This is a genomic window from Serratia sp. NGAS9, from assembly GCF_009905295.1.
Classification (GTDB): domain Bacteria; phylum Pseudomonadota; class Gammaproteobacteria; order Enterobacterales; family Enterobacteriaceae; genus Serratia; species Serratia bockelmannii.
In genome coordinates, this window is record NZ_CP047605.1 from 2,214,639 (window position 1) to 2,227,178 (window position 12,540).

10 protein-coding genes and 1 other RNA gene are annotated in these 12,540 nt (G+C 59.4%); 4 read left to right on the top strand and 7 right to left on the bottom strand.

The features are described 5' to 3' along the window. Positions 1-9: 9 nt before the first annotated feature. The 4 genes from hemP to GUC32_RS10745 form a co-directional block, all read right to left on the bottom strand. The gene (hemP, locus tag GUC32_RS10730; protein WP_043141213.1) at positions 10-192 is read right to left on the bottom strand and encodes a hemin uptake protein HemP; all 183 of its coding nucleotides are present in this window, start codon (positions 190-192) and stop codon (positions 10-12) included. 171 nt (positions 193-363) lie between these two features. Further along, positions 364-849 (bottom strand): glutathione peroxidase, encoded by a 486-nt coding sequence (locus GUC32_RS10735; RefSeq protein ID WP_025302639.1) that lies wholly within the window; start codon positions 847-849, stop codon positions 364-366. A gap of 106 nt (positions 850-955) precedes the next feature. After that, positions 956-2,002 carry a 3-deoxy-7-phosphoheptulonate synthase gene (locus GUC32_RS10740; RefSeq protein WP_004931381.1) on the bottom strand — a complete coding sequence of 349 codons (1,047 nt, stop codon included), beginning with the start codon at positions 2,000-2,002 and terminating at the stop codon, positions 956-958. 197 nt (positions 2,003-2,199) lie between these two features. Next, the gene (locus tag GUC32_RS10745) at positions 2,200-3,060 is read right to left on the bottom strand and encodes a pyruvate, water dikinase regulatory protein (protein WP_161781785.1); all 861 of its coding nucleotides are present in this window, start codon (positions 3,058-3,060) and stop codon (positions 2,200-2,202) included. Positions 3,061-3,519: 459 nt separating this feature from the next. Here GUC32_RS10745 and ppsA point away from each other — a divergent pair, with 459 nt between their 5' ends. Further along, on the top strand, positions 3,520-5,898 hold the full coding sequence (gene ppsA, locus GUC32_RS10750) for a phosphoenolpyruvate synthase (RefSeq protein WP_141969125.1): 2,379 nt from the start codon (positions 3,520-3,522) through the stop codon (positions 5,896-5,898). Positions 5,899-6,007: 109 nt separating this feature from the next. Here ppsA and rprA read toward each other — a convergent pair. Together rprA and ydiK are read right to left on the bottom strand one after the other, a co-directional pair. Continuing rightward, positions 6,008-6,119, bottom strand: an RNA gene (gene rprA, locus GUC32_RS10755) — antisense sRNA RprA. Between the two features lie 254 nt (positions 6,120-6,373). Then, positions 6,374-7,474, bottom strand: a complete 1,101-nt coding sequence (gene ydiK, locus GUC32_RS10760; protein ID WP_060432118.1) for an AI-2E family transporter YdiK — start codon at positions 7,472-7,474, stop codon at positions 6,374-6,376. A gap of 245 nt (positions 7,475-7,719) precedes the next feature. Between ydiK and GUC32_RS10765 the strand changes: the two genes are divergently transcribed. Next, entirely contained in the window at positions 7,720-10,776 is a 3,057-nt protein-coding gene (locus GUC32_RS10765) for an FAD-binding and (Fe-S)-binding domain-containing protein (protein ID WP_369435720.1), read from the top strand. After that, the gene (gene menI / locus GUC32_RS10770; RefSeq protein WP_016927938.1) at positions 10,773-11,189 is read left to right on the top strand and encodes a 1,4-dihydroxy-2-naphthoyl-CoA hydrolase; all 417 of its coding nucleotides are present in this window, start codon (positions 10,773-10,775) and stop codon (positions 11,187-11,189) included. Before GUC32_RS10765 ends, menI begins: the two co-directional genes overlap by 4 nt. Positions 11,190-11,234: 45 nt before the next feature. On the opposite strand, the gene GUC32_RS10775 is transcribed toward menI, so the two are convergent. Then, a complete protein-coding gene (locus tag GUC32_RS10775; protein WP_004931369.1) occupies positions 11,235-11,639 on the bottom strand; it encodes a hypothetical protein in 405 nt (134 codons plus the stop codon). 527 nt (positions 11,640-12,166) lie between these two features. Between GUC32_RS10775 and sufA the strand changes: the two genes are divergently transcribed. Next, positions 12,167-12,538: a Fe-S cluster assembly scaffold SufA gene (gene sufA / locus GUC32_RS10780; RefSeq protein ID WP_004931368.1), complete on the top strand. Its 372-nt coding sequence runs from the start codon at positions 12,167-12,169 to the stop codon at positions 12,536-12,538. Positions 12,539-12,540: the final 2 nt, after the last annotated feature.

Consider the following 12,540-nt stretch of genomic DNA (forward strand, 5'->3'; position numbering starts at 1 on the left):
GTTCTATGGTTATTTGGTCAGGATCAATTTCCCGGCTTTGGTTTGCCGCAGCTGATAGCGCTGGCCCTGATGGGTAATGAACGCGATGCCGTCGGTGCCGAGCAGCTGTGCGCTGTCGTAGCTGGGCGGCGCGTTTGCGCTGTGCTCGGTCGGGGCCGCGGCGGCGGGGGTAGGCGTGTTGGCAGTATCCATCATCATTGTGCTTATAAAACAGACCATTAAATGGTAATTAATATCAAACTGAGAATCATTATCATGTGAAGGAAAGGTTACATCAAGGAAAATTTTCTTACCGATGGAACCTTTTTGTCGAACGGACATCCGGCGGCGGGCCGAGCGCACTCGGCCCGTAAAAAAGGGGCGTTATTTCAGCAGGGTTTCGATGCGGTCAAACAAACGCTCGGGCTTAGTGATCGGCGCAAAGCGCGTGATACGCTGGCCGTCGGCGGTGAGCAGGAATTTGGTGAAATTCCACTTGATGCGGCGGCTGCCCAGAATGCCGGGTGCCAGGCGTTTCAGCTCATTGAACAGCGGGTGCGCGCCGGGACCGTTAACGTCTATCTTGCTGAACAGCGGGAAACTGACGCCGTAGTTGAGGCTGCAAAAGTTGGCGATCTCCAGCGGACTGCCCGGCTCCTGAGAACCAAACTGGTTGCAGGGGAAGCCGAGCACCACCAGGCCGCGTTCGCGATAGTATTGCCACAAATTTTCCAGCCCACGGTATTGCGGGGTGAAGCCGCACTTGCTGGCGGTGTTGACCACCAGGTAAGCGCGCGCCGGGAAATCGCCCAGCGTTTTTTGCTCGCCCTGCAGCGTGACGCAGGGGATGGATAACAGAGAGTGAATCATGCCGGGGCTCCCAGTGCGTTTCGGCGGGCGCTAAAGCGTTGCAATCAGTATAGATGAGCGGGGCAGAAGGAATAAAGCCGGGGGCGTGGCCCCGGCCTCTACTGGGTTAGAAACGGCTATCAACCGCATCCGCCAGCATCGCCAGCAGCTGCTCGCTGTCGGACCAGCTCAGGCAAGGATCGGTGATCGACTGGCCATAGGTCAGCGGCTGGCCGGCGACGATTTTCTGCGTGCCTTCCACCAGGAAGCTTTCCGCCATCACGCCGGTGATGGCGGCGGAGCCGGCGCGGATCTGCTGGCAGACGTTGTCGGCCACTTCCAGCTGGCGACGGTGCATTTTCTGGCAGTTGCCGTGGCTGAAGTCGATCACCAGGTGTTCAGGCAGATCGAACTCGCGCAGGCTGTCACAGGCGGCGGCGATGTCGCTGGCGTGGTAGTTCGGCGTTTTTCCGCCGCGCATGATGATGTGGCCGTACGGGTTGCCGCTGGTCTGGTAAATGGTCATCTGGCCATGTTTGTCCGGCGACAGGAACATGTGCCCGGCGCGCGCCGCGCGAATGGCGTCGATGGCGATGCGGGTGTTGCCGTCGGTGCCGTTTTTGAAGCCGACCGGGCAGGAGAGCGCCGAGGCCATTTCACGGTGGATCTGGCTTTCGGTGGTGCGCGCACCGATGGCGCCCCAGCTGATCAGATCGGCGATGTATTGGCCGACGACCATGTCCAGGAATTCGGTGGCGGTCGGCAGGCCGAGCTGGTTCACTTCCAGCAGGAGGCGGCGCGCCATTTCGATGCCGCGGTTGACCTGGAAGGTGCCGTCCAGCGCCGGATCGGAGATCAGGCCTTTCCAGCCGACGACGGTACGCGGTTTTTCGAAGTAGGTACGCATCACGATTTCCAGACGATCCTGGTAGCGTTCGCGCAGGGCGTTCAACCGGCCAGCGTAATCGACGGCGGCGTCGAGATCGTGGATGGAGCAGGGGCCGATCACCACCAGCAGGCGGCGGTCTTCACCGGTGAGGATTTTTTCAATGCGTTTTCGTGACGCTGTCACGTTGTCGGCGACGGCCGCCGAGATCGGCAGCTTGTCTGCCAACGCTTGCGGCGTGACGAGGCTGTCGATGCGCGCGGTCCGCAGTTCATCTGTTTTGTGCATGTTGTTCCCTGGAAACTGTTCTTCTCTGCGGCAGGAGTGCCGGGAAGTGATGGCGATCACAATAACGCAAAAAGCGCTGAATTCAACCGTAGAGATTGTGTTCTGTTGATCAAAACCGCGAAAAAAAGCACAAAAAAATCAGCTGCTGTTGAAATAAACGGCAGGCGGCGGGGCACGGCGGCCCCGCGAGAAAATGATCAGAACATGCGGCGACTCATACCGAGGATGTCGAGGATTTTGGTGGAAATCTCTTCGACAGAATAATTGGTGGTATTGAGGTAGCGGATCTGATTTTTGCGGAACAGCGCCTCGACCTCGGCGATCTCCATGCGGCACTGGCGTAATGAAGCGTAACGGCTGTTTTCACGCCGCTCTTCACGGATCGCCGCCAGGCGTTCCGGATCGATGGTCAGGCCGAATAATTTATGCTGAAACGGTTTCAGCGAGGCCGGCAGGTGCAAATTATCCATATCGTCGGCGATAAACGGATAGTTGGCGGCGCGAATGCCGAACTGCATCGCCAGATAAAGGCTGGTGGGGGTTTTGCCGCAGCGCGACACGCCGAGCAGGATCACCTGCGCCTGATCGAGGTTGCGCAGCGAAATGCCGTCGTCATGCGCCAGGGTATAGTCGATGGCGGCAATGCGCGCGTCGTACTTGCCGAGGTTGCTGGCGGTCAGGCCGTGGGTGCGGTTCGGCACCGGCGTCGGTTCCACTTCCAGCTCGCCCTGCAGCGGGCCGACCAGCGCCTGCACGATATCCTGGCAGAAGCCCTGGCTCTGCACGATCACATCGCGCACTTCCGGCGAGATGATGGAGTAAAACACCAGTGGCCGCACGCCGGTTTGATTATAAATATCATCGATTTGCTGGCGAACTGCGCGCGCGCGCGCCTCGGTTTCGACGAACGGCAGGGTAAAGGTGGTCGCCGTGACCGGAAACTGCGACAGCACCGCGTGCCCCAACACTTCGGCGGTGATCGCCGTACCATCCGAAATATAAAAAACGCTTCTTTCCACCCGAGGCTCCTTACCTGAAAACGGTGTTCCTGCTGTCATCACTGTCAATATCATGGGCCGCGGACGATCCGTCGGTAAAGGGGAGAGGGAAAAAATTGTGACGGCGGGACGGTAAAGCGCTTCGCGCCGGCGCGTGAAGAAAAGCGCGTTTTGCCGGCGGTAAAAATTGTGGAGCAACGAGGTTTTTCGACCCGAAACGTAAATTTGCCGTTATTTTCACCAAAAACGGTAGCGTTTGCGCGGTCATTAAAACAGAAGTTTAAAAAGAACGTAATTTGTTGAGAACTAAGCTTTTCGTGCGATTGGGAACGGTTCCCTGCCAAATCAGCCGGTTAGGACATTCTCTTAAAAACCACTTTCTTCAGTGGGTTGATCGATTCACCTTTCCATTTTCCCCAGATCAGTGTGCTAGTCTGATTCGGCTCCGTGTTAGCGGCGCCGTAAAGCAAGCGAATTAAATCCGTCTTTACCCTACTGATAGCAATAAGGATTGTCTCGATGTCCAACAATGGCCCAGACTTGCGTAATGTGCTTTGGTACAACCAGCTTGGCATGCACGACGTTGACCGTGTCGGCGGCAAAAACGCCTCCCTCGGTGAAATGATCACCAATCTTTCCGATTTGGGCGTGGCCGTGCCGAACGGTTTTGCCACCACCGCACAGGCGTTTAACGATTTCCTCGAACAAAGCGGTGTTAACCAGCGCATCTATCAGCTACTGGATCAGACCGACGTTGACGACGTTGCACAACTGGCCAAGGCCGGCGCCCAGATCCGCCAATGGGTGATCGACACGCCGTTCCACGCCGAGTTCGAACGTGAAATTCATCAGGCTTACCAACAGCTCGCCGACGGCGAACCGGAAGCCTCCTTTGCGGTGCGCTCCTCCGCCACGGCGGAAGACATGCCGGACGCGTCCTTCGCCGGCCAGCAGGAAACCTTCCTCAACGTGCAGGGCATCGACGCCGTGATGGTGGCTATCAAGCACGTCTTCGCGTCGCTGTTCAACGACCGCGCCATCTCTTATCGCGTGCATCAGGGCTATGACCACCGCGGCGTGGCGCTGTCGGCCGGCGTACAGCGTATGGTGCGCTCCGATCTGGCCTCCTCGGGCGTGATGTTCACCATCGACACCGAGTCCGGTTTTGATCAGGTGGTGTTCATCACCTCCGCCTTCGGCCTGGGCGAAATGGTGGTGCAGGGCGCGGTGAACCCGGATGAGTTCTACGTGCACAAACCGACGCTGCAAAACGGCAAGCCGGCGATCGTGCGCCGCAACCTGGGCTCGAAAAAGATCCGTATGGTATACGCGCCGTCGCAGGATCACGGCAAACAGGTGCGCATCGAAGACGTGCCGGAAGCGCAGCGCAGCCGTTTCTCGCTGACGGATGACGAAGTGCAGGCGCTGGCGCAGCAGGCGATCCTGATCGAAAAACATTACGGCCGCCCGATGGATATCGAGTGGGCGAAAGACGGCCATACCGGCAAGCTGCTGATCGTGCAGGCGCGCCCGGAGACCGTGCGCTCCAACGAACAAACCATGGAGCGCTACCAGCTGAACGGCTCCAGCCCGGTGCTGGTGGAAGGCCGCGCCATCGGCCACCGCATCGGCGCCGGCCCGGTGAAAGTGATCCACGACATCAGCGAAATGGATCGCATCCTGCCAGGCGACGTGCTGGTGACCGACATGACCGACCCGGACTGGGAGCCGATCATGAAGAAGGCCGCCGCGATCGTTACCAACCGCGGCGGGCGCACCTGTCACGCGGCGATCATCGCCCGTGAGCTGGGCATTCCGGCGGTGGTGGGCTGCGGCCACGCCACCGACGTGCTGAAAGACGGCCAAAAAGTCACCGTCTCCTGCGCGGAAGGCGATACCGGCTTCGTTTACAGCGACATGCTGGACTTCAGCGTGCAGAGCTCCGAAGTCACCGAGCTGCCGGATCTGCCGCTGAAGATCATGATGAACGTCGGCAACCCGGATCGCGCCTTCGACTTTGCGCGTTTGCCGAACGAAGGCGTGGGCCTGGCGCGGCTGGAATTTATCATCAACCGCATGATCGGCGTGCACCCGCGCGCGCTGCTGGAGTTCGATCAGCAGACGCCGGCGCTGCAAAACGAAATTCGCGCGCTGATGCAGGGTTACGACCACCCGGTCGAGTTCTACGTCGGCCGCCTGACCGAAGGCATCGCGACGCTGGGCGCCGCCTTCTGGCCGAAGCGCGTGATCGTGCGCCTGTCCGACTTCAAATCCAACGAGTACGCCAACCTGGTGGGCGGCGACAAGTATGAACCGCACGAAGAGAACCCGATGCTGGGCTTCCGTGGCGCCGGCCGTTACGTGGCCGACAGCTTCCGCGATTGCTTCGCGCTGGAGTGCGAGGCGGTGAAACGCGTGCGTAATGAAATGGGGCTGACCAACGTCGAAATCATGGTGCCGTTCGTGCGCACCGTGGCCCAGGCGGAAGCGGTGGTGGCGGAGCTGGCGCGTCAGGGGCTGAAGCGCGGCGAAAACGGGCTGAAAGTGATCATGATGTGCGAGATCCCGTCCAATGCGCTGTTGGCGGATCAGTTCCTCGAGCACTTCGACGGCTTCTCTATCGGTTCCAACGACATGACCCAGCTGGCATTGGGGCTGGATCGCGATTCCGGCGTGGTGTCGGAGCTGTTCGATGAACGCAACGAGGCGGTGAAAGCGTTGCTGTCGATGGCGATTCAGGCGGCCAAGCGCCACGGCAAATACGTCGGCATCTGCGGCCAGGGCCCGTCCGACCACGAAGACTTCGCCGAATGGCTGATGGAGCAGGGCATCGACAGCCTGTCGCTCAATCCGGACACCGTGGTGCAGACCTGGATTAATTTGTCGAAAAAGAAATAATGCCTCGGCATCGCTAAGGCATTAACGCCGGGCCGCAGTTAACGCTGCGGCCTTTTTATTTCTGAATGTAAATAACGGCGCGTAAAATAATCAATTTGGCGAAAAAAGAATAAAAAAAAGCCCACCGTAGGAGATGGGCAAAGACTACACACAGCAATTCACATGTATGGCATTACATTGTTCAGAAAGGTTGCTTTAAAATCAGTGATTTGAAGCAATAGATGGCCATAATACTAGATTTTTGAACGCGACTAGTCATTAAGAATCATCCTAATCGATAGCGTCATCACATTTTATTTGCGGGCGTTATCTCTTTTTGCCGCTTGCAACAAACAGAGATTTACATTGCACCTTTCATTCGCCGGGCCTCAATCAATATATCGCGGCATTATATTTGGCGTAGATATTACTCGAATGAGGTAGGAATAATGACGGGGGGAAATATTCCGCCCGACGATGCGGGCGGAAGGGGGAATTAGCGTTTTTCCAGATCTTCGATGACTTGCTCCGGCGCGGTGGTCGGCTCCGGCGCTTCATTCATCCAGGCGGTCAGCAGGCGATAAGATACTGCCAACACCACCGGGCCGATGAACAGGCCGATCATGCCGAAGGCCAGCAAGCCGCCGATAACGCCGGACAGGATCAGCAGCAGCGGCAGGTCGGCGCCCATACGGATCAGCACCGGGCGCAGCACGTTATCCAGCGTGGCTACCACGCAGCTCCAGACCAGTAACACGGTGCCCCAGGTGGTGTCGCCATGCCAGTACAGCCAGATGATGGCCGGCACCAGCACCAACAGTGGCCCCAATTGCGCTACGCAGCAGATAAAGATCAGCATCGTCAACAAGGTGGCGGCCGGAATGCCGCTCACCGCCAGACCGATACCGCCCAGTACTGACTGCACCAGCGCCGTCACCACTACGCCCAGCGCGACGGCGCGGATCGCCTGGCCACCCAGCAGCACCGCCGCATCGCCGCGTGCAGAACCGAGGCGCACCGCAAAGTGGCGGATACCCAGCGCTACCTGCTCGCCGCGCGCATACAGCAATGCGCTGAACAGCAGCATCAGCGCGCAGTGCAGCAGCAGACGGCCGATATGCGCCGCCTGCGCCACGAACCAGGTGGCGGTCTGGCCGAAGTACGGCTGCACTTTCGCCAGCAGCGCGGCGCCGCCGGCGTTAATCAGCGTGTGGTAGCTGGTATAGAGCCTGTCGCCGATCATCGGCACGGACTGCAGCCAGGCGAGATCGGGAATGTGCAGCTTGCCGGGTGAACTGGCCCAGGCGATCAGCGGCGCGCTGTTATCCACCACGCTGCTGATCAGCAGGGAAATCGGCAGAATGAACAGCAGGATCAGCAGCAGGGTCATGACCAACACCGCCAGCGAGCGACGGCCCCACAGCAGCTTTTGCAGTTTGAGCAGCAACGGCCAGGTGGCGATCACCACCATGCCCGCCCAGGCGAAGCCGAGAATAAACGGTTGGATCACCCAAAAACAGGCAACGATCATGATGGCGATAAACAGCACGCCGAAAATAATTCGCGGTAAGTCGTAACGCGATTGCGGGAGTGGCATCAGTGGCTTCTCATCCTGGTCAATTAAATCCCTGGCACCGGCGAATCGGGGTGCCTGTCGGTCGGTTTATCGCCGCCGGGCGGCCGCCTGTGGCGGCGCTCGCAGGGCGGTAATAATGTGAATGCCTTCACTAAACGAGTATGTTAGTTTTTAGTGTCACTAAAAAATAGGGTGGGTCTGAATTAAAGGCCCGATTCAGCGTACATCAGCGCATAAAAAATAGACGGACAGGGTCAAAAAAGCGAATGATCCCACAGATTTCTCAGGCGCCCGGCCTCGTTCAACGGGTGCTCGACTTTTTGGAAGCACTGAAGCAAAACGGATTCAACGGCGATACCGCCACCAGCTACGCCGACCGCCTGACGATGGCCACCGACAACAGTATCTATCAGCTGTTGCCCGATGCGGTGGTGTTCCCCCGTTCCACCGCTGACGTGGCGCTGATTGCGCGTCTGGCCGGGGAAGAGCGATTCAATACGCTGACCTTCAGCCCGCGCGGCGGCGGCACTGGCACCAACGGCCAGTCGCTCAATACCGGCATCGTGGTCGATATATCGCGCCATATGAACCGCATTCTGGAGATCAACGTCGAACAAGGCTGGGTGAAAGTCGAAGCCGGCGTGATAAAGGATCAGCTGAATCAATACCTGCGGCCGTTCGGCTACTTCTTCTCGCCGGAACTGTCCACCAGCAACCGCGCCACGCTGGGCGGCATGATCAACACCGACGCCTCCGGCCAAGGTTCGCTGGTATACGGCAAAACCTCCGATCACGTGTTGGGCCTGCGGGCGGTGCTGCTGGGCGGCGAGATGATCGATACCCGCGCCATGCCGACGGCGCTGGCGGAAACGATTGCTCTGGAAGAGACCGCGGAAGGGCGCATCTACCGCACGGTGCTCAATCGCTGCCGTGAGCAGCGCGCATTGATCCTGGAGAAATTCCCCAAGCTCAACCGCTTCCTCACCGGTTACGATCTGCGCCACGTGCTGAGCGACGATCTGCAAACCTTCGATCTGACGCGCATCCTGACCGGCGCCGAAGGCACGCTGGCGTTTATCACCGAGGCGCGGCTGGATATCACGCCGCTGCCGAAAGTGCGCCGCCTGGTCAACGTGAAGTACGACTCCTTCGACTCGGCGCTGCGCAATGCGCCCTTTATGGTCGAGGCCAAGGCGCTGTCGGTGGAAACCATCGATTCCAAGGTGCTGAATCTGGCGCGTGAAGACATTGTTTGGCACTCGGTGAACGAACTGATCGCCGACGTGCCGGATAAAGAAATGCTCGGGCTGAACATCGTCGAGTTCGCCGGCGACGATCGGGCGCTGATCGACGGCCAGATGGAGGCTCTGTGCCAACGGCTGGATGAACTGATCGCGCAGCGGCAGGGCGGCGTGATCGGGTACCAGATCTGCGGCGATCTGGCTGGCATCGAGCGCATTTACAACATGCGCAAGAAGGCGGTCGGGCTGCTGGGCAACGCCAAGGGGCGCGCCAAGCCGATTCCGTTTGCCGAGGATACCTGTGTGCCGCCGCAACACCTGGCGGACTATATCGTCGAATTCCGTCAACTGCTTGACGACCACCACCTGAGCTACGGCATGTTCGGCCACGTCGACGCCGGGGTGCTGCACGTGCGTCCGGCGCTCGACATGTGCGACCCGCAGCAGGAAGTGCTGATGAAGCAGATCTCCGATCGGGTGGTGGCGCTGACCGCCAAATACGGCGGTCTGTTGTGGGGGGAGCACGGCAAGGGCTTCCGTGCCGAGTACAGCCCTGAGTTCTTCGGGGAAACGCTGTATGAAGAGCTACGCCGCATCAAGGCGGCGTTTGATCCGGATAACCGTTTGAACCCGGGCAAGATCTGTGCGCCGCTGGCGGTGGATGCGCCGATGATGGAGGTAGACGCGGTCAAACGCGGCACCTTCGATCGTCAGATCCCGGTCGAGGTGCGCACTTCGTTCCGCGGCGCGCTGGAGTGTAACGGCAACGGCCTGTGCTTCAACTTCGACGTGCGCAGCCCGATGTGCCCGTCGATGAAGATCAGCGGCAATCGCATTCATTCACCAAAAGGGCGGGCGACGCTGGTGCGTGAGTGGCTGCGTCTGTTGGCCGAGCAGGGCGTCGATCCGCTGGCGCTGGAGAAACAGCTGCCGCAGCAGCGTCTCAGCTTGCGTGGCCTGATCGAAAAGACCCGCAACAGCTGGCATGCCGGCAAGGGGGAGTACGACTTCTCGCACGAAGTGAAAGAGGCAATGTCCGGCTGCCTGGCCTGCAAGGCCTGCTCCACCCAGTGCCCCATCAAGATTGACGTGCCGGGATTCCGTTCGCGCTTCCTGCAGCTCTACCACACCCGCTATCTGCGCCCGGTGAGCGACTACATGGTCGCCGGCGTAGAGAGCTATACCCCGTTGATGGCCCGCGCGCCGAAGGTGTTCAACTTCTTCTTCCGCCAGCCGTGGCTGCGGGAAATGAGCCGCAACGCCATCGGCATGGTCGATCTGCCGCTGCTGTCCAGCCCGACGCTGCGTCAACAGCTGTCCGGCCACCGTGCGACCACGCTGACGCTGGAGCAGCTGGAAGGGCTGAGCGCCGAGCAGCGCGCAGAACACGTGCTGATTGTTCAGGATCCGTTCACCAGCTATTACGACGCCAAAGTGGTGGCGGATTTCGTTCGGCTGGTGGAAAAGCTCGGCTATAAACCGGTGCTGCTGCCGTTCTCGCCGAACGGCAAGGCGCAGCATGTGAAGGGCTTCCTGACGCGGTTCGCCCGCACCGCGCGCAAAACCGCCGATTTCCTCAACCGCGTGGCGCAGCTCGGCATGCCGCTGGTGGGTGTCGATCCGGCGCTGGTGCTGTGCTATCGCGACGAATACCGCGAGATCCTCGGCGCCGAGCGCGGCGATTTCCAGGTGCAGCTGGTGCATGAATGGTTGCAGCAGCGGATCGCGGATCGCGCCGAACAGCCGGCGACCGGCGAGCCCTGGTATCTGTTCGGTCACTGCACCGAAACCACCGCGCTGCCGGCCAGCGGCCAACAGTGGGCGGCGATCTTCGCCCGTTTCGGCGCCAATCTGGAGAATGTCAGCGTCGGCTGCTGCGGCATGGCGGGGACTTACGGCCATGAAGCCAAGAACCTGCAAAACTCGCTCGGCATTTATGAGCTATCATGGCACCCGACGCTACAGCGTTTGCCGCGGCAGCGCTGCCTGGCGACCGGTTATTCCTGCCGCAGTCAGGTGAAACGCATCGAGGGCAATGGCGTGCGCCACCCATTACAGGCACTTCTGGAGATGATTGAGTGAAATTGTGGAAACGTGAAACATCGCTGGAGCAGCTGAACCGCGCCGGCGACGGCTGCATGGTCAGCCATGTGGGCATCGAGTTTACCCAATTGGGTGAGGATTTCCTCGAGGCCACCATGCCGGTCGATGGCCGTACCCGCCAGCCGTTCGGGCTGTTGCACGGCGGGGCGTCGGTGGTGCTGGCGGAATCGATGGGATCGATGGCCGGTTACCTGTGCAGTGAGGGCGAGCAGAAAGTGGTGGGGCTGGAGATCAACGCCAACCACCTGCGCGCGGTGTTCGATGGCCAGGTGCGCGGGGTATGTCGCGCACTGCACGTCGGCCGTCGCCATCAGGTGTGGCAAATCGAGATCTTCGACGCGCGCGATCGGCTGTGCTGCACCTCGCGTCTGACCACGGCGGTCATCGACTGATTCTCGCCGGTTTCCGCAGGCTGCCGGCCTGCGGAGCCTTTCGCTTTACAGCTGAAACGGCACGCGTTTAACGAAGTCCTTCTGAAACGCGTTCGCCTTCTCCCAGGTGCCTTCCATCGCATACTTTTGGCAGATCAGCGTCAGCGTGTGGCGGGCGAAGTGGTAGCTTTGCACCCGAAACAGCTGGCAGCGCTGCGGATTGTTGATCTCGACGATCAGCCGATTATGCAGTTTGCTGAGCGCGTGCAGGTAGCTGTCGTCATCGCCGTTCTCCAGGCACAGATTGGCCATGGTGAGGCTGACGCTGTTGTACCGCTTCAGGTGGTCGATATTGCATTCCGGGCGCCGCAGCGCCGCTTCGGCCATATAAAAGTCCACCGTGGCGTCGCGCACGCTGAATTTGTAGTCATCAATCTTGCCCAGCAACCATGCGTTGATCGAAAGAGTCATTGGCTTCGCGCTCAAATTCAAATTGAATGATAATCATTATCATATAAATTGCCGCGTTGCCGATCAATCCCCGGCGCGGCGTTTTTTCATCGTGGGGGGGGTAAAAGGCCGCCGACGGCCCAATTTAATCCTGAGCGACTAAACTTTAACCTGAGGGGCGCGCGCTGGTGCCGCGCCACGAAATGCCGATAAACGCACATTTACGACAGACAGAATGCAGAAATAGGTATTTTCTATGAATGTTTAGATCGGCAGTGTACCGCGGCACTGTAACGCTGACGGGCCACCGGGGAGTGCGGTACGGTGATGCAGGATAAAGAACAAATTCATAGGGATAGCATGCACACCTTGCCGCCAGATGCCGCAAGCCACCACGGATGTCCCGCTGGCTTGCCGCACGCCGCAGCGAAAAACCGCGCTCGCGGTGGATACCCCCGCAAAACAAACGGTTGAAGTGATAATCGTTATCACTAACATATAAGCAACCCAGATTGGCTGTGGCCAAACACGAGTGTGAGGTAGACCCTATGCAAACGGAAAATGTCGGCACTTTTTCTCTGGATGAAAATGTCTGGCAAGGCATTTCGCTCAGCGACAGCGCCGTACGACAAATAACGAAACTGATGCAGCAGGATCCGCAGGTGAAAGGGCTGCAGCTAGGGGTGAAACAATCCGGCTGCGCCGGCTTTGCCTATGTGCTGGATCTGACCCGCGAACCCGCCGATGACGATCTGCTGTTTGAGCGCGACGGCGCCAAACTCTATGTGCCGCTGAAGGCCATGCCGTTCATCGATGGCACCACGGTAGATTACGTCCGCGAAGGGCTGAATCAGATATTCAAATTCAACAACCCTAAAGCTCAGCATGCCTGCGGGTGCGGCGAGAGCTTTGGCGTTTGAGC